The sequence below is a fragment of the Nonomuraea sp. NPDC050328 genome (genome assembly GCF_044459405.1).
In the GTDB taxonomy this organism is placed as follows: domain Bacteria; phylum Actinomycetota; class Actinomycetes; order Streptosporangiales; family Streptosporangiaceae; genus Nonomuraea.
In genome coordinates, this window is record NZ_JBITIW010000012.1 from 1 (window position 1) to 24,967 (window position 24,967).

A 24,967-nucleotide genomic window follows, 5' to 3' on the forward strand; every position below is an offset into this window, starting at 1 on the left:
ACCCACGTGCACGGCACCGAGGGCGTGCACTTCTACACCCGCGGCAAGGTCGTCACCTCCCGCTGGCTCGACCCCTCGCACGGCGGCGTCAACCTGGGATTCCCCACCAACCGCTGACCTGTACCGCCTGGAACGTGGTCGACGCCGCCGGGTTGGCGTTGATCTGCGCCGTACGCACTCGGTTGGTGGCGGCCTCGATGGCGTGTGCGACTTTCGGTGGCCCCCTGCGGCCCACGAGCAAGGCGTCGGTTTCGGGCAGCGTGTTCACCGGACGAACTTCTCGATGGCCGCCGGGGTGACCGGGGTGAAGAAGTTGACCAGGTTGCCATCGGGGTCGCGGAACAGTAGCGCGCGATTGCCCCACGGCATCGTCGTGGGTTCGTTGACGAAGTCCTTCACGAAGCCGGTCAGGTCCTGGTGCACGCTGTCGACGTCGTCGACCAGGAACTCCAGGATGACGCTGCGGTTGTCGGCCGGGCGCGCCGAGCCGGGGGCGAACAAGGGGACGGTCCGCGTACCGCCGATGGCGAGAGTGGCCGAGGCGGTCCTGATCTCCGCGAAGTCCTCGTTGGCCCAGCTCGCCGGCACCCCGATGACCCGCTCGTAAAAGCCGACGAGGCGGGCGACATCGCCGGTGATGATGCGGATCGAGACGAACTCCATGACGTTCTCCCTGGTCAGGTGGGCATTCGTCAGGGACACTATCCTCAATACTGGACAGAACCCGCCCGGTATTCGCAGGAGGCTCGGCCCATGTCTCGGCCCATCGCTCGCGTGCTCACCCTGCTGGAGCTCCTGCAGGCGGGAGGCACCCGGACGGTGGCCGAACTCGCCGACCGGCTGGGCGTCGACGAGCGCACGGTGCGCAGGTACGTCGACCACCTCATCGACCTCGACGTCCCCGTCGAGTCCGTGCGCGGTCGCTACGGCGGTTACCGGCTCTCCCCCGGCTACCGCATGCCTCCCCTCATGCTGAACGACGACGAAGCCCTCGCCGTACTGCTCGGCCTGGTCGCAGGCCGGCGAGCCGGCCTGATGACGGCCACGGGTACGGCGAGCGAGACGGCGGCGGCCAAGATCCGGCGGGTGCTGCCCGAGCGGCTTGGCCGCAGGCTCGACGCCGTACTCGAGGCCGTCGCCTTCACCACCCCGCCCCGCGAACCAGCCCCACCGGACAGCACCGTCCTGCTCGCGATCGCCGACGCGGTGCGTCATCACCGACCGCTCTCGATCCGGTACACCGCCGCCGACGGGCGGCGCAGCGAGCGCACCCTGCACCCGTACGGGCTCGTCGCGCATTCGGGCAGGTGGTACGTGACCGGAGTGGATCCCGCGATCAGCGAGGATCGCACGTTCCGGCTGGACCGCATCGCCGACGCCAGACCTCTGCCCGGAGCCTTCGACCCGCCCGCCGGACTCGACCCGGCCGAGCGAGTCCTCACCGGGCTCGCCACCGCTCCCTACCGCTACGAGGTGACTCTGCGAGTCCAGGCGACAGCCGAGCAGATCCGCACCCGGCTGCCGGCCGGCGTCGCGATCGTGGCAGAGCCGGACGCCGAGCACTGGTCACGCGTTGAGCTGCGGGTGGAACGGCTCGACTGGCTGCCGGCCGTACTCGCGTCACTGGATCGGCCCTTCGTCATCGAGCGACCCGACGAGCTCAGCGACCTCGTCGTGGAGTTCGCCGACCGGCTCATCCATTCGGCCCGCGCCGGCGCAGCGGCCCTATCACAGCGGCCCGGAGAGCGGGCCGGCGAACGGGAGGTTCCCTTCTGCTTCTGACTGCTGGGGATGCAGGTCAGGGCGAAGTGAGGACGGCAGGAGCCATGGTCTCGGCCGTCCGGCAGGAGAGCCAGGACCGACCCGTGCGTCCCGCGCCGCGGTCGGCACCGTAGGGTCGCTCGGTTTCGCCTTTATGCCGCGTAGCGTGACGGATGCCTCGGGTGGGGAGCCTGCTCGCAGATGCCCAGCCATGACGCTGGCCGGGACACTGTGGAAGAAGAAACCGCTCATGCGCCCGGCGCATCACGCCCTCTCCGCCGCCGCCATCCTCGTCGTCCCGTCGACCGCGGGCCCCGCTGCGGCGGCGCTGCCGGGTGCGACACCCGCTCCCGGCAGCGATGGTCGCTCCAGCACCATCCCAACCCGATGTCGCCAACGGACGCGGCCGCTTCCTGACCCCGAGCAGCTCGCTCTGCCGGACCTCGTCCCCTGTTCAGCCAGGCCACCGGCCGAGCACTGGTCCGGGGGGTAGCTCGCTGGCGGGCGTCGCCAGACGGACTGGATCCCGCAACCGCGTCACCTTGCCCAGAGCCCATCAGGACGGGCTAGGACAGGTCAGCCCATCAGCAGGGGAACAAGCCGCGGCAGCACTGGACGCGGGCTTCCGCGAGATCGGTCCGCCCTCGGGGCAGCAACACAGCTCACCTGTGAGCCCGACGGGCGGAGCCCGCGTCGAGGGCTGAGCGCCCCGCCGGGTGCACGCAGAGAGGGCCGTTAGACTACACCGATGATCGTGAGCGTTCCCCTGGCCGTCCGCTCATGGCCGGTCTGGTGGAGAGCCCGGCAGGCCTGGGTCAAGGACGGCGCGCTCGCGGCGGCGCTCACGGCGCTGGCCTTCGTACCGACGCTGTCCGTCATCGGCGTGCAGCTCGGCGACCTGCCGGCGCGCCCGGCCGACGCCTTGGCGGCGGTGCTGACCGTGGCGCAGTCGGCGCCGCTGGTGGTTCGCAGCCGCCACCCGGCGGCCTGCCTCGCCGTCATCGGTGCCGCCTTCGCCGTGCATCAGGCGCTCGGCTATCCGCAGACGTTCGCCGGCATCGGCTTCTACGTGGCCCTGTTCACGGTCGGAGCCCAGCAGAGCCGGCATCGCCGTACGCTCGCGGCGGCGGTGAGCGCCGGCTACGCCGCGCTGGCAATCGTCCTGAGCCGGCTGGGATCCCCCAACCGGATCACCGACTTCCTCGCCTTCTCTCTGGTTCTGGTGGTGATCTGGCTGGCCGGTGCGGCGATGCGCCGACGGCGGGCCGAGGAGGCCGAACGGCGGCGGCTCACCGCGCTGGCGGCCGGCGCCGACGAACGGGCCCGCATCGCCCGCGAGCTGCACGACGTGGTCACCCATCACGTGACCGCCATGGTCGTGCAGGCCGACGCGGCACAGTTCCTGGTCGGCACCGCGCCGGAACGCGCGGGCCAGGGGCTGTCCGCCATAGGCGACACCGGCCGGCAGGCGCTGACGGAACTCCGGCACCTGCTCGGGGTGCTGGAGGCGACCGGCGACACCGCGCTCACGAACCATCCGCCGACCCTCGGCAGGGTGGCCGGCCTGGTCGAACAGGCCCGCATGTCCGGCCAGCCCGTCGAACTGACCGAGTACGGCGAGCGGCTCCCCCGAGCCGTCGACGTCGAGCTGGCGGCCTACCGGGTGGTTCAGGAAGCCCTCACGAACGCCGTCAAGCACGCGCCGGGCCGGCCCACCAGGGTCACGGTCCACCACCGCGCCGGCCACATCGACATCGAGGTGACCACCGACGGGTCCGCTCGCGCGGAAGGCCCCGCCGTACCGTCCGGAGGGCGGGGGCTGGACGGGCTGCGCCGGCGCCTGCACCTGCTGGACGGCGAGCTGACCGCCGGTGCGCGGCCCGGGGGCGGGTTCACCGTCCGGGCCCTCATCCCGTCGAGGAGCGCTGCGTGACCAGAACGCCGATCCGGGTGCTCATCTGCGAGGACCACGAGCTGGTGCGCACCGGCTACATCACGATCTTCTCGGCCCAGCCCGACATGGAGGTCGTCGGGGAGGCCGCGGACGGCCGCGCGGCGATCGAGGCCGCCCGGCGGCTGCTGCCGGACGTCGTCGTGATGGACATCCGGATGCCCGTCCTGGACGGCATCGAGGCCACCAGGCGACTGGCCGGGCCCGACGTAGCCGATCCGGTGAAGGTGCTGGTGGTGACCACGTTCAACGTGGACAAGCACGCCTACGAAGCGCTCAAGGCCGGCGCCAGCGGGTTCCTGCTCAAGGACGCTCGGCCGAAAGAACTGGTGGACGGCGTGCGCACCATCGCGCGCGGTGATTCCCTGCTGGCGCCCGCGGTCACCCGCGCCCTCATCGGCCGCTTCGCCGAGCGCCTGCGGCCCACCGACTCCTCCCGTACGGCATTGCAGCAGGTCGTGCGGGCGCTGACTCAGCGGGAGCTGGAGGTGCTCGAACAACTCGCTGAGGGCCTGTCCAACGCGGAGATCGCCGGACGGTTGTCCATCAGCGCCGAGACCGTCAAGACGTACGTGTCGCGGATCCTGACGAAACTGGACCTCCGGGACCGGGTACAGGCGGTCGTTCTCGCCTATCGGGTGGGATTGGTGTCCGCCGATCAGAGTTGACGCGGCGCCGGCTTCCGCGGCCGGCATCCGGTCAGGCGGAGACTTCGGCGCGGTGCGGACGTGGCCGAATCCGACCGGTGCGGGCGGCCCTCCGCAGCAGGAGGAGGGTGGGCACCAGGCAGACCAGCAGGGCGAACAGGCTGGCCTCGGGGCCGAAGGTGCCGCCAGTCAGCGCGGTCGGGCCGGACAGCGTGACGTTCAGCAGGCCCTCGGGCGGGACGTCCGATCCGGAGATCGTGACACCGAAGATCCCCGCTTGGGTGAAGTTCCAGGCGAAGTGCAGGCCGATGGGCAGCCAGAGCGAGCGGGTGGCGACGTAGGCGGCGGCCAGCATGGCTCCGCCCGTCAAGGCGATCGTGAACGCACCCCACAGGGTGGCGTTGGCGTTGACCAGGTGCAGCGCACCGAACAGCAGCATGGAGACGACCAGGGCGATCACGGTGCCGGTACGTTCCTCCATGATGCGGAACACCACTCCGCGGAACAGCAGTTCCTCGGTGACGGCGACGCTCGCCATCATGCCCGCGGTGCTGAGGAAGCCGCCGAAGGAGCCCCAGGACACCCCCTGCCAGCCGCCGAACACCGCGATGAGCGCCATCAACCCGGCGAACAGGGCAAGGCCGAGCAGTGTCCCGCGGAGCAGATGGGACCATCGGCCCGTCTTCCCGAGTTCGGAAACGTCCGGGCGGAGCTCGACGGTCCGGCACAACCAGCGGTAGCAGGCCACCGCGGCTACGGCCAGGCCGACGCCCACCGGCAGCGCGAGAGCAGGGACGGGCGAGACGAGCTGGTTGATCCCGCCCGTCATCGACATCACACCGAACAACGCGACCAGCAGGACAGGGAACCGGAACCTGCGCAACCGGCCGCGGCCCGTAGCGGGGCCGGCTTCCGAGGGGGTACTTTCCGAGTGCTCCGTGGACGCCACGATCGCGATCCTTTCGATCAGGTTTCCGCGGTGTCTTCCGCGGCTCAAGAGACGTTAGGGATCGGAGCCGGGCGTGCCATCCCCGTGGAACGGACATCGCGGTAGCTCTCACGGGGGATCAGGAACCGTCCCCGCTTCGAGCTGCACTACGGCGTGCTCGCCGTACCCACGAGGTAGTTCTTCGCGGCTTGCGTGAAGTGGGCGACGAGCGGGTTGCGGTCGCCGGCACGGGTGACGACGACCACCTGACAGGGTTCGATCCCGTCGATGGGGATGGTGGCGAGGTCGTCGCGGAGCGTGCCGCGCCGGTCTCCGGCGGGCACGACGGCGACGGCCAGCCCAGCGGCGACCGCGGTCGGCGCCCTAGGGTCGCGCGGTTTCGCCTTGCTACGGCGTGGCGTGACGAATGCCTCGGGCGGGGAGCCCGCTCCTCTCACGGAGAGCGGGCTTGTTGCATCTTTGGCGTGCGGGCCCTCCCTACGGGCCCTCACTGCGTGCTCGGTCCAGGTGTATCGCGATCGACTTCTCGTCCGTCATCGAGGGGGCCGGCTCGGCAGTCGGTTCCTTCACGGCGGTGTCTCCACGGTGGTCTCGGGCCTTGGACGGGTCTCCTTGATCATCAGATCCGCCGTTGTGTTTTCAGTCGACTCGAGGGCACCGGCGACATTGCTGTGCCGGCGTGCGTCGGACATCACGGCTCCAGGTGGGTGAGGTTGAGTCGGGCCAGCCGGTCGGGGTCGGACAGGATGTCGATCGCGGCGATCTTGCCGACGGAGATGGTGAAGCTCATGACGGAGAACAGCCGGCCCTCGACAGTGTTGACCAGGCCGGCCAGGCCGTTGACCAGCGCCGGGTGGGTGGTGGCGCTGGTGGCCATGCGCTGGAAGGTGGCAAGCTGTCCGGCCACGGCCGTGGCGCCGCGGATGACCCGCATGCCGCCGGTGAGCACCCCGCCGTCGGCGCGCAGCACCACCTCGGGGTCGAGGATGGCCAGCAGCGCGTCGAAGTCGCCGCCACGTGCGGCGGCCAGGAACGCGTCCACCGCCTGCCGCTGACCGGTCAGATCAGGGTCGGGGCTCGGGGTCGCGCCGCGGACTCGCTGGCGCGCCCGGCTGGCGAGCTTCTTGGCCGCCACGGGAGTGCGGTCCACTATGGGCGCGATCTGCTCGAACGGCAGACCGAACATGTCATGGAGCACGAACGCCAGCCGTTCGGCCGGGGTCAGCGACTCCAGCACGACCAGCAGCGCCAGGCCCACCGAGTCGGCCAGCAGCACCTCCTGCTCCGGGTCGGCGGCATCGGCACGGCTGATCACCGGATCGGGCAGGCGGTCTTCCAGCGACTCCTCGCGGCGGGCCTTGCGGCTCCGCAGCATGTCCAGACACACCCGGCCCACCACGGTGGTCAGCCAGCCACCGAGATTGTCGATGTCACCCGAGTCCGAACGCGCCAGGCGCAGCCACGCCTCCTGGACCGCGTCCTCGGCCTCGCTCAGTGAGCCGAGCATGCGGTAGGCGACCGCCTTCAGGTGGGGACGGTGCCCCTGGAACTGGTCGGCCAGAAAGTCATGGGGCGTCACGGTTTCATTCCTCTCATGTCAGCCATATCAAAACGCTGACGCATCACAGCACTCAAAGGTGACCGCGCGATCGCAACCGGACGGCTTCGAGCAGGCGCCGCAGGAGTGCGCCGCAGCGGAGAGCAGGACGGGCAGGAGGCACAGCCGGCCGCCCGGGTACCGGATGGTGAGCCTGTTCGCGACCTTGTGGACCAACGGCCCGAAGGTCGTGTCCCCTCCGTCCCAGGTGAGCTCGAAGCCGCACGCGGCTTGTGGCACGTCGGGCGCCGAGCCAGGCCGAGCCGTCAGGCGAAGAACCGGGCCAGTGACTGCGACACCAGTTCGGGGTCTTCCTCGCACAGCCAGTGCAGTGCCTTCTCCACCGTGACGATGCCACGCACGTCCGTGACGAGGTGGGGCAGGGTGCCCTCGAACCAGGGGCGGGTGTCCGGGGCGACCAGGCCGAGCACGGGCGCGGTCACCCGGGCATAGGTCTTCATGTCTTGGATGTCCTGGTGGCAGGCCTGGTACCAGCCGTTGCCCGCCCGGATGGCCTCGGGCCTGTCGTAGGCACGGGCGTAGATGGCCCGGTCGCGGTCGGTCACCGAGGCCTGGTCGACGAGCCCGATGCCGTAGTGCCAGTCGATCAGAAAGCGCGACCGGCCCGCGAGCAGCTGTTCCGGCAGGCCCTGAACCTGGTTGAACGCCCACCACCACATGTGCGTGTCGCCGCCCGGCCGTTGCAGCATCGGGATCTGGTAGAGGCTCTCGTCGGGATGCAGCACGTCCAGCAGGGCGAGCTTGCGCGTCGCCTCGGGGTGATTGGCCGCGAAGCTGAAGGCGACCATCGCCCCGATGTCGTGCCCGGCGATGTTGACACTGTCGTGGCCGAGCCTGCGCACCAGCTCGTAGACGTCGCGCGCCATCGTCTTCTTGTCGAAGCCGCCCGCCGGTTTGTCGGACGCTCCCATGCCGCGGATGTCGACGGCGATCACGCGAAAGCGGCGGGCGAGCGCCGGCATGACCTTGTGGTAGCTCCACCAGGTGGCCGGCCAGCCGGGCAGCAGGACGAGCGGTTCCCCCTTGCCACCGGTCACGTAGTGCAGCCGGGTGCCGTTGACGTGGGCGTGTTCGCTGCGGAAACGTCCGGGCAGCGACGCGGCCAGTTCGGCGTCGCCGGGAGGTGTCGGCCAGGAGACGGCCGAGGCAGGGCCCGCGTTCGCCGCCAGGCTTCCCGCCGCGGCGAGGGCGGTACCGAGCGAGATCATCTTGCGACGATTCAAGGTCATTTCAGTGCTCCGTGCATAGGTGTTCGAGGTCGGGTGTGCGTACGGCCGGGCCGCGCTCATCGATCTCGATCGTGGTCATTTGATGCCGGTCAGAGTGGTCAGGTCGACGGCGTCGGCCATGGCCTGATAGCCGGTCGGGCTCGGGTGCAGGCGGTCGCCGTCTTGGCGAGAGCGGGCCCCGGTCAGCCGCAGCGGGGTGGTGCCGTAGGCGTTGGACAGCCGGATGCGCAGGTGCGTGCCGGACACCGCGGTTCTGATCACCTGGCGGACGGAGTGTCCGTCGAAGCCCGGATGCGACCCGTAGGGGAACCAGGGGTGGCGGTGGGCCGTCGCCCACGCGCCGCCCCAGCCGCCTAGTCGATGAGGAGGTTCCGGCGGGGCGGCCACTTCGGGGTGGCACGAGGGGGTAGCGCTCAGGGTGAGGCTCGCAGGCCGGTCCTCACCCTGAGCGAGGCCTTCGGGAGGGGTCAGTTCCGCCACTGTTCGGCCGGGGACACGCCGGGCAACGGCTTGCCGATGAGGGCCAGGGGGAGGAAGAAGCAGACCTGGCCGATGGCCATGATGAGGGTGGCCAGGGCCTTGTCGTCGTACTGCTGGCAGGCCCGGGCATAGAGGTCGTCGGGGACGCGCTCGCCGGACGGGTTCGGGGTCAGGACTGCTTCGACGAGCTCGAGCGCGACACGTTCGGCGTCGGTGAAGTACGGAGCGTCGCGCCAGGAGGACACGGCGGTGACGGCCTGCTCGCTCGCACCGGTGCTGCGCAGGTTGCCGGTGTGCAGGACGGTCAGATAGGTGCTGCCGGCGAGCTGGCCGGCCCGCAGCTGGACCAGGCTGATCGTGGACTGTGGGATCGAGCCGTTGCCCGCCGCCCGGTACAGGGCGCCGCCGACGTCCTTGAGCTCGGGGATGAGCACGGCGGGGTTGGGCAGACGCGACTGACGTTCGGTGCTGGTCATGATGATGGTTCCTTTCCTCGGTGTGTTTCGCTGCGGTGACGGACGGCGGGGCACGAAGGTGACCGGTGGTCTCAATGAGGCAGGGCGTGCACGGCCGGGGCGTCCTGGTCGGCGGGGCGAGGGCGCAGGAGGACGACGGCGGCGAGGACGGCGGCCAGGTAGAAGCCACCCGCGCCGAGCATGCCGGTGGTGTAGCCGCTGGTGAGCGCGTCGGGCAGGGGCGTTCCGGCCGGCCGGCCGGTGGTGGCGGCCACCGCGACGCCGGCCAGGACGGCCAGGCCGATGGCGCCGCCGATCTGCTGGCTGGTGTTGACCAGGCCGGAGGCGATGCCCGAGGCACGCGGCGCGACGCCCTGCACGCCGCCGATGGTGGCGGCCACGAAGCCGATGCCCAGGCCGACGCCGCCGGCGAGCTGGGCGGGCAGCAGCACGAGCAGCGGGTTCTGGTCCGGCGTGAGCAGGCTGAACCAGCCCATCGCGGCGGCGGCCACCGCCATCCCGATCACCAGCACGGTCCGGGTGGCGGCACGCGCCTGCAGCCGGGGCCCGATGAGACCGGAACCGATGCCGATGCCGATGGCGAACGGCAGGTACGCCAGCCCGGTGACCATGGGCGAGTACTGCTTGATCGTCTGCATGTAGAGGGTGAGGAAGTAGAAGGTGGCTAGCTGCCCGGCGCCCATGAGCAGCATGATCAGATTGGCGCCGAGCCTGCTCCGGTCGGCCAGCACGGCCGGCGGCAGCATCGGGCTGCGCGCGGTGCGCTGGATGACCACGAACACGGCGAGCAGTGCCACGGCCGCCGCGCCGAAGACCAGGGTGAGGCCGTCGCCGTAGGAGCCGGCCCGGTTGATCGCGTAGACCAGCGAGCCGAGGGCGAGGGTCACGGTGGCCGCGCCGGACAGGTCGAGGCCACCGCGCTCGCGGCTGCCGGGCACCAGGGCGAAGGTGCCGGCCAGGACCAGCAGTGCGATGGGGACGTTGACGAACATGATCCACCGCCAGCCCAGGTACTCCGTCAGCGCGCCGCCCAGCAGCAGGCCGGCGACCGAGCCGAGGCCGCCCATGGCGCCGTACACGCCGAGCGCCTTGTTGCGCTGCGGCCCGGCAGGGAAGGTGTCGGCGAGCAGGGACAACGCGGCCGGGGCGACGATCGCCGCGCCCGCGCCCTGCAGCACGCGGGCGACGACCAGTGTGGTCCCGTCGCCAGCCACGCCTCCCAGCAGAGAGGCGGCCAGGAAGGCGACCAGTCCGACGCGGAACATCCTGCGCCGGCCGAACAGGTCGCCGGCGCGCCCGCCGGCCAGCAGCAAGCCGCCGAAGGCCAGCGCGTAGGAGGTCAAGACCCAGTCCAGGTCGGCCTCGGGGATGCCGAGCCCGGTTCCGATGACGGGCAGGCCCACGGTCACGATGGTGCCGTCCATCACCATCAGCAGCTGGGCGGCGGCGATCACCAGCAGCGCCAGGCCGCTGCGTTCTGGACGGGGAGCGTCGATCGAGGTCATGTGAACGTCCTTCAGGAAGCGGCGACGGCGGCGTGCACGGCGGCGGCGAGGCGGTCGTGTTCGGGGTAGGACCAGGCGAAGCCGTAGCGGCGGCGTGTGTAGCCGAAGGCGATACCTCCACGCGGGTCGGCAAAGCTTTCGGCGCCGGCCGAGCCGTCGTGGCCGAAGGCGTTGGCGCTGAGGAACGGGTAGCGCAGGCCCTTGGCCTGGAAGCCGAGCGCGTAGTTGCCCTGCTCGCCGCGGACCAGGTCGGCGCCGACGGAGTGCAACTGGGCGAACTCGCCGACGGTGTCGGGCGTGAGCAGTGGCGGCTGTCCGTCCATCCCCCAGACCGCTGCCGCGTACAGACCGGCCAGGCCGCGGGCGCTGCCCACGCCGCCGGCCGAGGCCGGGCCGTTCGCGCGGACGGCGCGGGTGTTGGCGAAGGCGACCTGGTCCAGCGGCGGCGTGCTGTTAAGCCCGTAGCCGATGCCGAGGATGCTCTGCGGACCGGGCAGGTTCGACCAGAACGCGGCCTCCTGCTCCGGCGTGGCCGTCCACCACTCGATCGGCCGGAACCGGCCCTCCTCGCTCTCGGGCAGCCCCAGGTAGAGGTCCAGGCCGTACGGGGCCCGCACGCGCTGCTCGTAGACCTGCTGGAGCGACTGGCCTGTCGCGCGCCGGATCACTTCGTTAACCACGGCGAACGTGACGAACCCGCCGTAACCGTAGGCCGACCCGGGCCGCCAGTACGGACGCTGCCCAGCCAGGCGGCGCGCGATCACCGCGTCGTCGGCGAGCTCGGCCGCAGTCAGGCCACCGTCCACACCGATGACTCCGGAGCGGTGGCTGAGCACATCGCGCAACGTGATCGCGTCCTTGCCCGCAGCGGCGAACTCCGGCCAGTGCCGGGCCACGGGCTCGTCCAGGCTGAGGACCCCCTCTTGCACCAGCAGCGCCGTCACCAGCGTCGCGGCGCCCTTGGTGGCCGAGTAGACGCAGGTCAGCGTGTCACCGGCCACGTCCGTGCCGGCCCACAGGTCCACCACCCGCCGCCCGTGCGCGTAGGCGGCCAGTTGGGCGCCCACCTGGCCGCGCTGCGCGGTCACCACTGCGGCGAACTCCTCGCGCACCCGCTCGAACCCGTCGGCGACCGTCCCGTGGACGTGCGTGTCACTCATCGTCAAACCTTTCGTGTGTTCGTCCCCGGCGGCATGACGGATGGCGCCGGGGAAAGGTGACCGGGTTTCGCTGCCCAGGAGGCGTGGCTGCGGCCGGCCCGTTCGGACTCGGGCCAGATCGCGCCATCGTGGGCCGCGCTCCTGCCGTCCCGCGGCCCTGGGCGGGGTCCCGGCCTGGGTGCCCGCCTCAACTCGGCCGGCACGAGCTACCAGGGAAGAAGGCCCTCGTGCTGGACAAGGGTGGCGGTGGGGCCGTCGGGGCCCAGCAGCGCCATGGTGACGATCGGCGCGGCGCCCTCCTCCGGGCTCTTGATCCCCGTGTTGTGATTGATGTCGGTCTTGACCCATCCCGGGTCAACGGTGTTGACCTTGATCGGTGTGTTCCACAGCTCCTTGGCGTACGACACGGTGATCATGTTCCGGGCGGCCTTGGAGGAGGTGTAGGCCAGGTTGAGCATCGGCCACAGCGGATGGCCCCGGTCCAGGGCGCGGTCGAGTGAACCACGCTCGCTGGAGACGTTCACGATCCGTCCCGCCGGTGAGAGGCGCAGCAGCGGCAGCAGCGCGTTGGTGACGGCGATGACACCGAACACGTTGGTCTCGTAGACCCGCCTGGCGTCCTCGGCCGTGGTGTCGCTGGGCGGACCGTCGGGGACGGTGATCCCGGCGTTGTTGATCAGAATGTCGAGCCGGCCGTACTCCCGCTCGATCCGGGCGGCCGCCGCCCGGACGCTGTCGGTCTCGGTGAGGTCGATCCGCACGTACGGCAGGCCGAGCGGCCCGGCGGCCTCCTTGCCCCGTACGGCGTCGCGGGCGCCGATGATCGCGGTGACGCCGTGTTCGGCGAGCAGTTTGGCGGCGGCGTGACCGATGCCTCTATTGGCGCCTGTGATCAGCGCGACGGTGGTCATGGTGTCGTACTCCAACGGTCGGGGCCGGTATGGGCCGTGTCGGCGGTGGTCAGCCGGCTGTGGAGATGGGCGAAATGCGCCCACTGGGGTGGGGTGATGGTCCCCAGAAGCAGCGGGAGCGCCGCGTGCTCCTCGTGCACCAGGTGCCCGGTCAAACCTGTGACCAGGGAGTCGATCCGGTCGCCGAGCGCGCCTGGCCCGGTGCTGGCATGGGCGCGGGTGTGGGTGGCCACCCGCTCGTCGATCGCACCGATGAGCTGGTGGATCGCCGCATGCTCGGCCCCGATCGCCACCAGCAGGCCCAGGCTGTCCGGTCGCTGGGCCAAGGCGTGGTGCAGCGGCGGTGGTTCCGGTCGCTTCGTACGGCGAGGCGGGCCAGGTGCGTCAGTTCGCCGCGCAGCCTGTCGTGGGCGGCGAACATCGCCGCCATGCCCGGCGCGCTGATCCCGGTCACGTCCAGGTGGCGCCGGCGGGCTCCTTGATGGCGGTGTTGAGCCGGTTGAACAGGTTCGTCACGCCGACGAGCAGGAGCAGCGCGGAGATCTGCCTCTCGCCGTAGTGGCCGGCGACCAGGCCCCACAGTTCGTCGTCCACCGCCTCGCCGGAACGGTCCGCCAGCCGGGTGACCGCTTCGGTCAGCTCCAGCGCGGCCCGCTCGGCTTCGCTGAAGAACGGCGCCTCCCGCCAGGCGGCCACCGCGGCGATCCGCTCGACGCTCTCCCCCGCCTTGACCAGGGCCTGGGTGTGGGCGTGGACACAGGCGCCGCAGGCATTGATCTCGCAGCGAAGCCGAAAGCGGCCTCATCGCGCCCTCGCCCAAATCGTCCGCGAACTGGGACCCCGCACCAGTAGCGACAGCGTCACCTGAGGCGGGCCCTGCCTGGACACAGCACCGGCACGACCGTCCAGCCCATAAGAGCCCCGGGCCCTTCCACGCCCGCGGCGAGGCATGCCGCGCTCCGAGGGTGTCGCCGAGCTTCCTGCCGTACCACCCCCTCGGCATCACCGCATGCGCTCTCTCGCGGCCACGCCCCCGACCCGCAAGCGTCAAGCGTCGCGGGACATGTCCCGCCTTTCGGACACCTGCTCCATGCCTGCCGACCGGCGGGTGGCGACGGCACCGACATTGGAGCTCTCGCAGTACACGACCATGCGGGACGAACCCAGCTCCCGGAGCGCGCTGGCCGCGGCGATCGTGACCGCCCGGCCGTACCCCTGACCCCGGTGTGCCCGATGCACCCCCCAGAGGCTCGATCAGCCCTATCCTGCCCTCACCCGCCGACCACACGATCACTACCGCCACCGCCTCGCCCTGGTCGTCGCGTACGGTCAGGCACCGTGCATCTGCGTAGGGGGCGCCCGCCGCCGTCGCGTGCCAGTGCGCGCCGCTGAACGTCGACCTGTCGAACGACGCCCGCAGGACCGCGGCCCACTCCTCTGCCTGTTCCGGCCCGGTCACCTCGACGTGGACGCCAGGATCCGGCACGGGCTCCGCTAGGTCGCGCCGAAGCAACGTCCACAGCTCGCCGCTCTGCCAGCCTTCCTTGACCAGCAGGTCCTGGACCAGCGCTTCCATCGCCGACTCGACGGGCGTGGGCCACGGCCTATCTCTCTCTGCCCGCTCGTCTCGCTCACGCGAAGCGTGAGGTGTGCGCGAGACGGTGTTCGTCATGGGCGGACACGGACCGTGCTTCCGACCTCGACCCGGCGGAAGAGCCGGTCGGCGACATGCATCGGCAACCGGACACACAGGTGCGAGGCCGGCCATCGGGGCAGGTCTTCAAGGCACGCAGGGCGATGCCGTGGTTGAAGCACATGGTCTTGAACATCGACCGGAGCGGGCCAGGCTAAGTGGAGATGCTCTCACGGGTCGGATGCCTGAAGTGCTTGGACATGGTCGAAGGTGGAGCAGGGCGCAGGCCGCCCGGTCATCGTCTGCCGAGGGTCCGGCCCGGTCGCGCCGTTGTTCTCGGCGGCGGCTTCCTCGCTACGCGCTCGGGGCGGGAGGTCCGCGGACGATCCACCTGACCGTCGTTCGTCCTCTGATGGCGCTCGATGCGAAAAGCCGTGGGGCACGATCAGGCGAGCCCGGGCCGGGATGTAGCTCTCCGGGCGGCTCGCCGGCCGTACACCTTCACAGGCCGCACACAGCACCGGTTCGCCGCTGTGATCCAGTAGCGAGTGGGGCGGCATCGCAGGTCTCCTGGCTGGAAATGAGAGGCAGCAGCCCGCGACCGGGCCCCCAGCCGCCCCGGCACAGGTCGCGGCTCTGCTGCGGCACTCCGAGCGCCCTCAGTGCGCATCTACGGAACCATCGCAGAGTAGGCGATCAGACACCGAGTGCGGTTTCGCGCCCTGTTTCACGCACGTACACGCCGTGTCCATCCCCGCTGTCTGCACCTCCTGGCCCGCACGGCTCCCGGCTCTGACATTCGCCCCTACGGGATCGCGATCCAGCCGCCGGCCTGCTCACGCGGATCCGCAGGTGGCCGCATCACCTCACCATTGGTCGTGTCCAGCGGGCTGTCGTCAGTTCCATCAGGGCTCAGAAGCAGGCCGCAGCGAGTCCATGGCCACAGGTGTTCCCCCGGAACCGTTCAGTCGGGGCTGGGCGTCGACGGGTTCACGGCGGCGTCGTTGGTGAATCCGTCACCTGCTGCCTTCTCCGGAACAGGAATGCATGAGCTGACGGCCTGGTCCCGACGGCGGCCAGCCCGCCTAGCGCCAGGCACCCTGTGTCGTTCCCTGAGGTACTCGTCCTCGGACGCGGCATCTGGTCGCTCGGCCTAGCGCGCGGGAGATGTCCGGAAAATGTCCGGTTGGCGCCCTGGGGAGCGTGGCTGGCCGTTGGCAGGATTCGGGCCGTACGGACCTGCCGGTCTGTGGCTTCGGAGGAGACAGAACCGTGCGCGAGCGGCACGGACCGCGCGGCGTCCTTGATCACCATCGGGCGATCCGATGACCTCGAGTGGAGGACTGTCCATGACGTCCATGTCACGACGTTCGATCCTGCTCGCGACAGCCGCGTCCCTCCTGGCCCTGACCGTCTCGCCGGCCGAGGCCGGGACGGGCTCGGTCCAGCTAGTCAGGCTGTACGAGCTGGCCACCCCGATCGGCGGATACTTCTACACCACCAGCGAGACGGAGCTGGACGCGGCGATCCGCGAGCACGGATTCGGCCCGGCGGGCGTGCAGGCCGCACGGTACGTCTCCCGTACGCAGTTCGCCGGCAGCACGGCGCTCCACCGGCTTCGCGCCGTCGGCCGGGCCTCGTACCTTCTCGCGCTGCCGCAGGAGGCGGCCGCGCTGCGGGACGGCGGCGCCTTCATCGACGAAGGCGTCCTCGGCTTCGTCGACGCGGACGGCAAGGTCGACCAGAACCCGCTCCCTACGGGTGAACGGCTCGCCACGGTGTGGCGGATCAGCCGGTCGGGGGCGTGGCGTGCGGTGAACGCGCGCCTGATGAATCACTACACCACCGACGCGACGCCCCGGTGGAACCTCGACGGCGTGCTCACGCACGCGTGGGCCGTCGACGGCGCATAGCACCTGGGCGGGTCCCGCCTGACCCGATCGATCTCATCAACCGAGCACGGAGGAAGAAGGCCCATGGGCATCCGACGCATTCTCACCATCGCGGCGACCGCGGTCCTGCTGGCGGCCGGGCTGTCCGGCACGGCGACCGCGGCGGCGCGGTTCGTACCGGTCGCCGGCGCGGACGTGCCGCCGCCGCCACCACCCCTGACGAAGGACGGCGTCCAGGCGCAGGGCTCCTGGATCGGCCCCTACACCTACCGGAACCTCAACAGCGGGAAATGCCTGGACGTCCGGGGCGCCTCCAAGGACAGCGGCGCGCAGGCGGTGCAGTACCGGTGCATCGCCGGCCGGACCTCGCAGATGTGGTACCTGTGGCACACCGAGGGCGACGGCTCCATCGACTTCCACCTGATCGGCAACGGCAACAGCGGGAAGTGCCTGGAACCCATCCCGACCATGACGCGCGGCGCCCCGCTCCTGCAGTACACCTGCTACCTCGGCCTGTCCAACCAGGTTTGGTACAACACCAGCACCCACCTCAACCAGCAGACGAACGACGCCTCGCACTACTGCATGGAGGTCCAGGGCGGCTCGCTGGCCGACCTCACCAAGATCGTTCAGTGGGACTGCCACCGTCGGGCCCATCAGACCTGGCTGTCGTACAAGGCCTGACCCTTCGCCCGAGGAGTGACCATGCGTGCCCGAGCAGCCCTCACCGCCGTTCTGTCCGTCTCGGCCTTGTTATCCGCGCCGATTCCCGCGCGGGCGACGCCGACCCCGCCGCCTGGCCAGGAGCTCACGGTCCCGGCCACCCAGGCCGCCGCGCCGGAGAGCGTCGCGCCCGCCGAACGGGCGGGGCTGCTGGGCGGGGACTGGGAGAAGTCGTCCGATCGGGCGGTGACCACCGCGGGCGACGCCACCGGTTTCCACGTGCTGGTGGCGGACGCCAAGGACGGTTACCGGTGGCGGACGGCGGCATCCCTGTCGGAGCCGGGCTTCGACACCGACCTGTGGATCGGCAACGTCTGCGTGACGGCGTCCGGCGAGCGAGCCGTGGTGGTGTACGCGCCGCGCACGTTCCCCAACAAGGCCGAGCTGGCCGACCGCGGCGGGTTCACCGCGATCGTGGACCTCGACGGCGGCCGGGTGCGCAAGCTGAAGGTGCAGACCAGCCTGGCCTACTTCAACCCCGGCTGCGGCCCGTCGGAGTCGGCGGTGCTCACCCAGGGCGGCGGGGAGGACCTGGCGGCGACCCGGCTGCTGGAACTGGACACCGTGAAGGGGAAGGTGAAGCCGCCGATCGAGGTGCCGGGACAGCTTACGTCGGCCGTGCCCGCCAAGGACGGCATCGTGGCGGCCGACTCCGGCGCGCTGGTGCGGGTACGGCCCGACGGCACGCGGACTCTGCTGGCCCGGGCGAGGGGCGTGCCGTACCGGCTGGCTCCAGACGCCGATGGCGGCGTGGTGTATGCCCAGGTGGAGGACAAGGCAACCGCCTCTGTGCGCCGCGTGGACCTCGCCGGGGGGAACGCCGTGACCCTATTGGCCACCGGCGCTGTCACGGGCCTGAGCGTACGCTCCGCTCGCGGGGGCCGGGTGTACGTGACGGGCGCCAAGTCCACGCAGGCCCGCGCGGCGGCGCCGAGCGTGGCGCTCGCCGGCGTGCCGGACGACGTGGACGTGTCGCTGTCGGGTGGCGTCGCCGTGACCTCCGTGCTCCGCGAGCGCACCAAGGACCCGCGGGTGGCACCCACCGAACCGGACGCGGCGCAGCGGGTGAACATCACCGCCACGTCGCTGGCCACGAACAAGCCGTTCACGCTCTCGGTGACGCCGGTGGCGGGCGCGGGCGGCGGGGCGGAGCCGAGCCCCGCGCTCGGCAGGGCCGCGCCCGCCGCGGCCGGCGACCCGCACTCCCCCGCCGACGGCGACCAGCGGTACTGCTCGGTGGCGCGCAACGACCCGCGTAACCAGACCATGCAGCCCAAGCCGCGCCAGGTGGAGTGGGCCGTCGACCAGGCCGTGTACGGCCGGCTCACCGTGCCGCGGCCGGCGAACTGGAAGAACCTGGGCATGCCCGCCTACACGCCGCAGGGCCTGTTCCCGCCCAGGACGCTCGACGGCGGCGGTCGCGTGCCCGCGCAGGTCCTGCTGGGCGTGGCCACCCAGGAGTCGAACACCTGGCAGGCGGCCCGCTTCGCCATCCCTGGGGTGACCGCGAATCCCTTGATCGGCAACTATTTCGGCATCGACTACTACAACGACGACGAAGGCGACGACTGGACGATCAACTGGGCGGACGCCGACTGCGGGTACGGCATCATGCAGGTCACCGACGGCATGCGACTGGCCGGCAAGGAGCGGCCGGGAGAGACAGCGCTGCCTCTCGACCAGCAGCGGGCGATCGCGCTGGACTTCGCGGCCAACATCGCCAAGGGCATGCAGATGTTGCAGGACAAGTGGAACGAAACCCGCCGCGCCGGGCTGAGACTCAACAACGGCAGCGCCGACCGGATCGAGAACTGGTTCTTCGCCGCCTGGGCGTACAACTCCGGCTTCCACCCCAACCTCGGCAACGGGAAGCCCTGGGGCGTGGGCTGGCTCAACAACCCGATCAACCCGCGCTATCCCGCCGACCGCACCCCCTTCATGGAGGAGTCGTACGCGGACGCCGCCCACCCTCAGGACTGGCCGTACCCGGAGAAGGTGATGGGCTTCGCCGGCCATCCGATCGAGCTCATCGAAACCCCAGGCAAGCTCGTCCACAACTTCGTGCCCGCCTGGTGGCTGACGGCGTCGGACCGCTACCTCGTCCAGCCGCCCACCACGCTGTTCTGCGACGCGAGCAACGACTGCGTTCCCGGCGCCTCCTACCCGCCCAACGCCCCTGAGGTGATCGGCGAGCCCGCCGGCCCGTGCGGTCACAAGAACAGCGCCGGCCAGTACGACCTGCAGTGCTGGTACCACTCCCCGGCCACGTGGAAGGCCGACTGCCAGAACGACTGCGGCCGCGAGTTCATCCGCTTCGACCCCGGCTACGCCTACCAGGAGGACGGCGCCAACTACCCGCCGAACTGCGGCCTGGCCGGCCTGCCGTCCGGCGCGCTCATCGTCGACAACGTGGCCAGGGCGGTTCCCTCCGTCAGACCCGGCTGTTCCCCGGCCTACACCGAGGCTGGCTCGTTCCGGCTCACCTTCCGGCCGGACGCCGCCGGCACCTATCCGGGCAAGATCGACGTGCACCAGATAGGCAGCGGTTTCGCCGGCCAGTTCTGGATGAGCAACACCATCCCCGGCACTGACTCCGCCCGCAGCGCCGTCGGCACCTGGACGCTGAACCAGAGCGCCGGATGGGCCAGGGTGTTCGTCCACCTCCCGGTCGTCGGGGCCCGCACGCAGCAGGCCCGCTACGAGATCGACGTGGACGGCAGCCGTACCTACAACAAGCGCCGCTACCTGCCGCAGCGGCTCGGCCGCAACGGCTGGGTGTCCCTGGGGGTGTACAACTTCAACGGCACCGTGCCCAGCGTCCGCCTCAGCAACGTCACCCAGGACGGCAAGGGCACCGTACGGGTGGGCTGGGACGCGATCGCCGTCCAGAAGCTCAACGCCAAGCCGAGGCACATCGTCGCCGCCCTCGGTGACTCCTACAGCTCCGGCGAAGGCGCCGGAAACTACTTCGCCGAGTCCGACGCTGACCACGGCACGCCCGACTGGAACGCCTGCAGGCGCAGCAACGACGCCTACCCGCGCAAGGTGGTCCTGCCGGGCGACACCGAGAACCTGGGCACGCTGGTCGACCGCTTCGACCCCAACCACGAGCTGGGGTTCGTGGCCTGCTCCGGCGCGCAGACGTGGAATGTGACCGGGGACCTGGTCCCCGAGTCGTGGCAGCACCCGGACAGGTACAAGCGCGGCGAGGGCCAGTTCCACGAGGTCGGGCAGATGAGGTCCGGCGTGCTCGACGAGAACACCACCCTGGTCACCCTCACCCTCGGCGGCAACGACGAGGGGGCCTTCACCAACGCGCTCAGCAACTGCATCATCCCGCTCGTGGAGTGCACCGGTGACTCGTTCCTGCCCACGTACAAGGCGATCATCGACAGGACGGCCGCCAAGGTGAAGGAGGTCATCCGGGACATCCACGCCCCGGACAAGGCGCCGAACGCGAAGATCGTCCTACTGGGCTATCCGAAGCTGATCGCCGCGGGCGGCTGCAGCGTCGCCGGCACCGCCCTGATCACCGATGGGGAGGCCGCCGCGCTCTCCGAACTCGCCCGGTACATGGAAGGGAAGCAGGCGGAACTGGCCACCCAGCTTCAGACCGACGAAGGGATCGAGGTCTACGCGGCCAGCCCGATCGGCTACTTCGGCGGCCACGAGGCCTGCGCGGACGTCGCCTGGATCAACCTCATCATGATCACCCCGAACGGCGAAGGTGACTTTCACCCCGGGGACGCCCCGGCGAGCTGCATCTTCAATCCGCTCGACGTCTCCGACCCGGTGTGTCTGAGCCGGGAGTCGTTCCACCCGAACGACAGCGGGACGTCGGCCTATGCCGACACGCTGGCCCGGATACTGGCCTTGACCGGCTGACCGAGGCAGGGTTCCCGGTACGGTTCCCCGGACGCCTGGTCAGGCGTCCGGGGGCGTGGCGTCGAGGTGGGCCCGGATGGTCACGACGTCGATCCCGTTCTCGTCCATCCGGTCGATGCCCATCGAGGCCAGCAGGGTCAAGGCGTGGGCCCAGTGGCGGCGCGCGTGGGCCTGGTGGCCGAGCGCGGCGTGGGCGTGGGCGAGGCCGTCGTGGACGCGTGCCTGGTCGCTGGGCTGGCCGAGCTCGATGGCCAGGTCGAGAGCCCGGCGGTGGCTGTCGATCGCCTGCTCGTCGTGGCCGGTGTCGTGCTGGAGGCGGCCGAGGCCGTACACGGCCTCGAACTGCCAGTTGCGGTTGCCGATCTCACGGGCGAGGCCGGCGACGCTCGCATAAAGCTCGCGGGCCCGCTCGTGCCGCCCCTGGAGGCGGGCCAGGTGGGCCAGGGCGTTGAGGCTGTTGAGCTCGCCGGTGCGGTGGCCGGTGGCGCGGGCGAGGCTCAGGACCTGGTCGAAGTACTCGGTGGCCGCCCCGAACCCGCCCCGCGCCAGGTGGATGTAGCCGACGCCGGTCAGCGCCCGCAGCTCGCTGGTGTGGTGGCCGACCTCCTGGGCGAGGGCGAGCGCCTGGGAGAGGTACCTGAGCCCGTCGTCGTGGCGTCCCCACAGCCGGTAGGTGTTGCCGGCGCCGGTCAGCGCCTCCAGTTCGCCGGTACGGTGCCCGATCCCGCGGGCGACCTCCAGCGCCTGGGCGAAGTGGCCGGCGGCCTGGCTGAGCCTGGCCGAGCTGAGGTGGATGTCGCCGAGGTTGTTCAGCGCCCGGAGCCGGCCCGCGTGGTGTCCGATGGCGCAGGCCAGGTCCAGGGCGAGCGTGGTGTCGGCGACGGCGGTGTCGTACCGGCTCTGCGCGTGGCGGATCTCTCCCAGCCCGAGGAGCGCCTCCATCTCCCCGGTGCGGTCGGAGACCGCGAGCGCGGCGGTCAGCGCGCGAGTGAGCAGGGCCTCGGCCTCGGCGTAGCGGCCGCGGGTGCGCAGGCACTGGTGCAGGGTGCCCGACAGGTGCCGGATGTGGCTGGGGAAGCCGTGCTCGGCCGCGTACCTGGCGAGAGCGAGCAGGTTGGCCAGCTCCGCCTCCAGCCAGGCGATGGCCGCCGCCTCACTGGGGAGGGGAATGGTGTCGGTGGCGGGGTGCGGACGTAGGTCGGCCTCGTACGGGTAGAGGCGGTCCATCGCCGCCGAGGCGGCCTGGCCGTAGTGGTCCAGCAGCCGGGTCAGGGCGGCGCGCCGGTCCGGTTCCGGTTCCTCGGCGGCGGCTGTCTCGGCGGCGTGGGCGCGGACCAGGTCGTGGAAGCGGTAGCGTCCGGGCACCCGTTCCTGCAGCAGGTTGAGCTCCAGCAGCCGCTCCAGCAGCGTCATGGTGTCCGTGCCGGCGGCGAGCGTCGCGGCGGCGGCCTCGAAGCCGATGTCGGCGCCGGGGTGCAGCCCGAGCAGCCGGTAGGCGCGCCGTTCTGCGGGGGTGAGCTCCCGGTAGGACAGGACGAGCGCGGCTGCGACGCTGCGCTGTCCGGACTGCAGCTCGCCCAGCCGTCGCTCGTGCGCCGTCAGCCGTTCGAGCAGGTCGCTCACGCTCCAGACGGGATGCGCCTTCAGCCGGGCCGCGGCGAGCTGGATCGCCAGCGGCAGCAGGCCGCAGCGCCGTACGACCTCGGCCACCGCCTCCGACGGGGCGTCCGCGAGCCGCTCCCGGCCGGCCGTGCCGGTGAACAACGCGATCGCCTCCGCCTCCGGCAGGACGTCCACCGTCACCGTGCGGGCCTCGTCCAGCCCGGTGAGCCGCCGGCGGCTCGTGATGAGCACCAGGCAGTCTCCCGCGCCGGGTAACAGGGGCCGCACCTGATCCTCGCCGGCGGCGTTGTCCAGTACGAGGAGCATCCTCCGTCCGGCCAGCACGCTGCGATACAGGGCCGCGCGGTCCTCGGCGTGCTGCGGGATCGACTCCCCGGGGAGGCCCAGCAGGCCCAGCACGCGGGCGAGCGTGTCGGCGGGGTCGGCGGGGGTCATGCCGCGGCTGAAGCCGTTCAGGTCGAGGAACAGGTCGCCGTCGGGGAAGCCGGGCGCGAGCCGGTGGGCGGCGTGGACGGCCAACGCGGTCTTGCCGACCCCCGCCATGCCGTCGATGGCGACGATCCTCGCTCCGGCGCCGGGATGGTCGAGCGCGGCCATCTCCCGCTCCCGCCCGACGAACGCCACCACGTCGGCGGGAAGCTGGCGCGGCGTCGTCCGTGACGGGACGGGGCTCGGGGACCTCGTCAGGATCGACGTCTCCGACGGGTCCAGGTCCAGCGCCTCGCTGATCAGCCGGATCGACGCCGGGCGCGGCCGGCGCAGCTGACCAGACTCCAGCCGGCGGACGGTGCGGACGTTGAGGCCGGTCCGCTCCGCGAGCTGATCCTGGGTCAGCAGCGCCCGTTCCCGCCAGGCGCGCAGCAACGCGCCCAGCGCCTGGTCCTCGCCTGCCCCGGCGGCCGCCGCCCCGCGTGCGTCCTGGTCGAGCGCGGTCATGAGCCGGCCCCACAAGCGTTCCGGCAGGGCATGCCCGGCGGTCAGGTTCCGCAGCTCGGCGACCAGGTCCGCGCCCTCGCCCAGTTGGAGGCCGAGCTCGACGCGGCGTTCGAGGGCCTGGAGGCGCTGCTCGGCGAGGGGCTGGACGTCGAGCCGGTGCAGCGTGCCGGACTCCACGTCCGAGCACGCCGGGCCGCGCCACAGAGCGAGCGCTTCGCGCAGGAGCCGCCTCTCCAGCACGGGTGTCGCCGCCAGGGCGGCCTCCTGGGTCAGGCGCTGGAAGTCGAGTAGATCGAGCTCGCCGCGGCCGACACGGGCGACGTAACCGCCCGGCACCGTCATGATCACCTCGCTCAGGTCCAGGGACCGCCGCAGGCGCGCGACGTTGACCTGCAGGGCCCGGCGCGGGTTCGGCGGAGGGTCGCCGTCCCACAGCCGTTCGGCGAGGTGTCGCGGCAGCACGACCTGGTTGGGGCGGAGCAGGAGGGCCGCGAGCAGGGTGCGGGCCTTTCCTCCGGGGACGGAGGTGTGCCTCCCGTCACGCGCCACGGTCACCGGGCCGAGGACCGAGAAACGTCGAGCGGTCACCGCGCCTCCCACGATGCGCCAATCGAGTGCCGTTCCCGCTCAGGCTAGTGCCGCCGGATTCGCCGTTCTCGCGGCGGCGCGCGACGGACGGCTGCGCCAGGACGCCCTGGCGAGGGGCGCGTGCGAGCTCCCCCGTGGCGTGGGCGACTTCACCGGCCGGACCCGGGAACTGCGCACGCTGCGCGACCTGGCGATCCGCGCCGCAGACCACGACACCGCGATCGAATCGGACGCGGGGACCGCTGTCGTGGCCGCGATCTCCGGCACCGCGGGGATCGGCAAGACAGCCCTGGCCGTACGGGCCGCCGGGCAACTGGCGGACCTGTTCCCCGACGGCCGCTTCTACCTGGACCTGCGCGGCATGGACCCGGTCCCGCTCGACGCGGGGACAGCGCTGTCGCGGCTGCTCACCGCGCTGGGCGTGGCCGAGCAGCGCATCCCCGCCGGCGAGGAGGACCGCGCGGGCCACTATCGGGCCCTGCTGCGCGGACGGCGGTGCCTGATCATCCTGGACAACGCGGCGCACGAGAGCCAGGTGCGCTCGCTGTTGCCGTCCGCCGGTCCCGTGATGGTCCTGATCACCAGCCGCCGGCCGCTGGCCGGTCTGGAGGGCGTGCGCCGGATCCCCCTCGCGCACCTGGCCACCGAGGAGGCGGCCGAGCTGCTGCGCGGCATCGTCGGGGCCGAACGGGCCCAGGCCGACCCGGACGGGGTGGCGCGGGTGGCGAGCCTGTGCGAGAACCTGCCGCTGGCGCTGCGCATCGCCGGCAACCGGCTGCAGGCCCGACCGAGCCCCTTCCCGCCCGTCAGTGGAGCGATCTTCCACTGTTTCCGACATATTACGATTCGGTATCGCCGACCGTGGGCGGTCTTGACGTCCCCCGTACGGGGCGCGACAGTCATGCCACATCGTTGAACCGGTTCGCCTACCCAGCAGAATGCGTCGGCGTGAAGCAGGCCGGCCCATCTCCAGGAAGAAGGCGACTTCGGGTCAATGATG

The 24,967-nt window shown here is 71.3% G+C and carries 21 protein-coding genes; 7 read left to right on the top strand and 14 right to left on the bottom strand.

Going from position 1 to position 24,967, the window contains the following annotated elements; all coding sequences use genetic code 11:
• Positions 1-264 precede the first annotated feature (264 nt).
• Positions 265-702 (bottom strand): VOC family protein, encoded by a 438-nt coding sequence (locus ACIBG7_RS35380; RefSeq protein ID WP_397339067.1) that lies wholly within the window; start codon positions 700-702, stop codon positions 265-267.
• Positions 703-753: 51 nt separating this feature from the next.
• Here ACIBG7_RS35380 and ACIBG7_RS35385 point away from each other — a divergent pair, with 51 nt between their 5' ends.
• The 3 genes from ACIBG7_RS35385 (at position 754) to ACIBG7_RS35395 (ending at position 4,380) form a co-directional block, all read left to right on the top strand.
• The gene (locus ACIBG7_RS35385) at positions 754-1,782 is read left to right on the top strand and encodes a helix-turn-helix transcriptional regulator (protein ID WP_397339068.1); all 1,029 of its coding nucleotides are present in this window, start codon (positions 754-756) and stop codon (positions 1,780-1,782) included.
• Positions 1,783-2,509: 727 nt separating this feature from the next.
• Positions 2,510-3,694: a sensor histidine kinase gene (locus tag ACIBG7_RS35390; RefSeq protein ID WP_397339069.1), complete on the top strand. Its 1,185-nt coding sequence runs from the start codon at positions 2,510-2,512 to the stop codon at positions 3,692-3,694.
• Positions 3,691-4,380 carry a response regulator gene (locus ACIBG7_RS35395; protein ID WP_397339070.1) on the top strand — a complete coding sequence of 230 codons (690 nt, stop codon included), beginning with the start codon at positions 3,691-3,693 and terminating at the stop codon, positions 4,378-4,380. The genes ACIBG7_RS35390 and ACIBG7_RS35395 overlap by 4 nt, the downstream gene beginning before the upstream one ends.
• A 31-nt stretch (positions 4,381-4,411) precedes the next feature.
• Here ACIBG7_RS35395 and ACIBG7_RS35400 read toward each other — a convergent pair whose 3' ends face one another.
• From ACIBG7_RS35400 to ACIBG7_RS35455, 12 genes are all read right to left on the bottom strand, one after another.
• Complete coding sequence (locus tag ACIBG7_RS35400; RefSeq protein WP_397339071.1) at positions 4,412-5,188, bottom strand: lysostaphin resistance A-like protein; 777 nt, start codon at positions 5,186-5,188, stop codon at positions 4,412-4,414.
• 266 nt (positions 5,189-5,454) lie between these two features.
• Positions 5,455-5,631 carry a hypothetical protein gene (locus tag ACIBG7_RS35405; RefSeq protein ID WP_397339072.1) on the bottom strand — a complete coding sequence of 59 codons (177 nt, stop codon included), beginning with the start codon at positions 5,629-5,631 and terminating at the stop codon, positions 5,455-5,457.
• Between the two features lie 368 nt (positions 5,632-5,999).
• Positions 6,000-6,887, bottom strand: a complete 888-nt coding sequence (sigJ, locus tag ACIBG7_RS35410) for an RNA polymerase sigma factor SigJ (RefSeq protein ID WP_397339073.1) — start codon at positions 6,885-6,887, stop codon at positions 6,000-6,002.
• 284 nt (positions 6,888-7,171) lie between these two features.
• A complete protein-coding gene (locus ACIBG7_RS35415; RefSeq protein ID WP_397339074.1) occupies positions 7,172-8,215 on the bottom strand; it encodes an alpha/beta fold hydrolase in 1,044 nt (347 codons plus the stop codon).
• 15 nt (positions 8,216-8,230) lie between these two features.
• Positions 8,231-8,416 carry a hypothetical protein gene (locus tag ACIBG7_RS35420; protein ID WP_397339075.1) on the bottom strand — a complete coding sequence of 62 codons (186 nt, stop codon included), beginning with the start codon at positions 8,414-8,416 and terminating at the stop codon, positions 8,231-8,233.
• A gap of 206 nt (positions 8,417-8,622) precedes the next feature.
• Positions 8,623-9,111: a carboxymuconolactone decarboxylase family protein gene (locus tag ACIBG7_RS35425; protein WP_357935958.1), complete on the bottom strand. Its 489-nt coding sequence runs from the start codon at positions 9,109-9,111 to the stop codon at positions 8,623-8,625.
• A gap of 71 nt (positions 9,112-9,182) precedes the next feature.
• Positions 9,183-10,616 (bottom strand): MFS transporter, encoded by a 1,434-nt coding sequence (locus ACIBG7_RS35430; RefSeq protein ID WP_397339077.1) that lies wholly within the window; start codon positions 10,614-10,616, stop codon positions 9,183-9,185.
• 11 nt (positions 10,617-10,627) lie between these two features.
• On the bottom strand, positions 10,628-11,776 hold the full coding sequence (locus ACIBG7_RS35435; RefSeq protein ID WP_397339078.1) for a serine hydrolase domain-containing protein: 1,149 nt from the start codon (positions 11,774-11,776) through the stop codon (positions 10,628-10,630).
• A gap of 206 nt (positions 11,777-11,982) precedes the next feature.
• Positions 11,983-12,687 (bottom strand): SDR family oxidoreductase, encoded by a 705-nt coding sequence (locus ACIBG7_RS35440; protein WP_397339079.1) that lies wholly within the window; start codon positions 12,685-12,687, stop codon positions 11,983-11,985.
• Positions 12,684-13,013, bottom strand: a complete 330-nt coding sequence (locus ACIBG7_RS35445; RefSeq protein WP_397339080.1) for a hypothetical protein — start codon at positions 13,011-13,013, stop codon at positions 12,684-12,686. Before ACIBG7_RS35445 ends, ACIBG7_RS35440 begins: the two co-directional genes overlap by 4 nt.
• A 124-nt stretch (positions 13,014-13,137) precedes the next feature.
• Entirely contained in the window at positions 13,138-13,464 is a 327-nt protein-coding gene (locus ACIBG7_RS35450) for a carboxymuconolactone decarboxylase family protein (protein WP_397339218.1), read from the bottom strand.
• A gap of 270 nt (positions 13,465-13,734) precedes the next feature.
• On the bottom strand, positions 13,735-13,926 hold the full coding sequence (locus tag ACIBG7_RS35455) for a GNAT family N-acetyltransferase (protein WP_357935946.1): 192 nt from the start codon (positions 13,924-13,926) through the stop codon (positions 13,735-13,737).
• A gap of 1,752 nt (positions 13,927-15,678) precedes the next feature.
• On the opposite strand from ACIBG7_RS35455, the gene ACIBG7_RS35460 reads away from it, so the two are divergent.
• From ACIBG7_RS35460 to ACIBG7_RS35470, 3 genes are all read left to right on the top strand, one after another.
• Positions 15,679-16,233, top strand: a complete 555-nt coding sequence (locus ACIBG7_RS35460) for a hypothetical protein (RefSeq protein ID WP_397339081.1) — start codon at positions 15,679-15,681, stop codon at positions 16,231-16,233.
• Between the two features lie 63 nt (positions 16,234-16,296).
• Complete coding sequence (locus ACIBG7_RS35465) at positions 16,297-16,896, top strand: RICIN domain-containing protein (protein WP_357935939.1); 600 nt, start codon at positions 16,297-16,299, stop codon at positions 16,894-16,896.
• A gap of 21 nt (positions 16,897-16,917) precedes the next feature.
• A complete protein-coding gene (locus ACIBG7_RS35470; RefSeq protein ID WP_397339082.1) occupies positions 16,918-20,820 on the top strand; it encodes a hypothetical protein in 3,903 nt (1,300 codons plus the stop codon).
• 39 nt (positions 20,821-20,859) lie between these two features.
• Here ACIBG7_RS35470 and ACIBG7_RS35475 read toward each other — a convergent pair whose 3' ends face one another.
• A complete protein-coding gene (locus ACIBG7_RS35475) occupies positions 20,860-23,967 on the bottom strand; it encodes an AfsR/SARP family transcriptional regulator (RefSeq protein WP_397339084.1) in 3,108 nt (1,035 codons plus the stop codon).
• A 13-nt stretch (positions 23,968-23,980) separates the two neighbouring features.
• On the opposite strand from ACIBG7_RS35475, the gene ACIBG7_RS35480 reads away from it, so the two are divergent.
• On the top strand, positions 23,981-24,883 hold the full coding sequence (locus ACIBG7_RS35480) for an NB-ARC domain-containing protein (RefSeq protein WP_397339085.1): 903 nt from the start codon (positions 23,981-23,983) through the stop codon (positions 24,881-24,883).
• The last annotated feature ends 84 nt before the right edge of the window (positions 24,884-24,967 follow it).

Excerpts from the sequence above, each read along its gene's own strand:
- ACIBG7_RS35385 (WP_397339068.1), top strand. The coding sequence starts at position 754 with ATGTCTCGGCCCATCGCTCGCGTGCTCACCCTGCTGGAGCTCCTGCAG.
- ACIBG7_RS35390 (WP_397339069.1), top strand. The coding sequence starts at position 2,510 with ATGATCGTGAGCGTTCCCCTGGCCGTCCGCTCATGGCCGGTCTGGTGG.
- ACIBG7_RS35400 (WP_397339071.1), bottom strand. The coding sequence starts at position 5,188 with ATGACGGGCGGGATCAACCAGCTCGTCTCGCCCGTCCCTGCTCTCGCG.
- ACIBG7_RS35415 (WP_397339074.1), bottom strand. The coding sequence starts at position 8,215 with ATGAGCGCGGCCCGGCCGTACGCACACCCGACCTCGAACACCTATGCA.
- ACIBG7_RS35425 (WP_357935958.1), bottom strand. The coding sequence starts at position 9,111 with ATGACCAGCACCGAACGTCAGTCGCGTCTGCCCAACCCCGCCGTGCTC.
- ACIBG7_RS35430 (WP_397339077.1), bottom strand. The coding sequence starts at position 10,616 with ATGACCTCGATCGACGCTCCCCGTCCAGAACGCAGCGGCCTGGCGCTG.
- ACIBG7_RS35435 (WP_397339078.1), bottom strand. The coding sequence starts at position 11,776 with ATGAGTGACACGCACGTCCACGGGACGGTCGCCGACGGGTTCGAGCGG.
- ACIBG7_RS35440 (WP_397339079.1), bottom strand. The coding sequence starts at position 12,687 with ATGACCACCGTCGCGCTGATCACAGGCGCCAATAGAGGCATCGGTCAC.
- ACIBG7_RS35460 (WP_397339081.1), top strand. The coding sequence starts at position 15,679 with ATGTCACGACGTTCGATCCTGCTCGCGACAGCCGCGTCCCTCCTGGCC.
- ACIBG7_RS35465 (WP_357935939.1), top strand. The coding sequence starts at position 16,297 with ATGGGCATCCGACGCATTCTCACCATCGCGGCGACCGCGGTCCTGCTG.
- ACIBG7_RS35470 (WP_397339082.1), top strand. The coding sequence starts at position 16,918 with ATGCGTGCCCGAGCAGCCCTCACCGCCGTTCTGTCCGTCTCGGCCTTG.
- ACIBG7_RS35480 (WP_397339085.1), top strand. The coding sequence starts at position 23,981 with ATGCGCCAATCGAGTGCCGTTCCCGCTCAGGCTAGTGCCGCCGGATTC.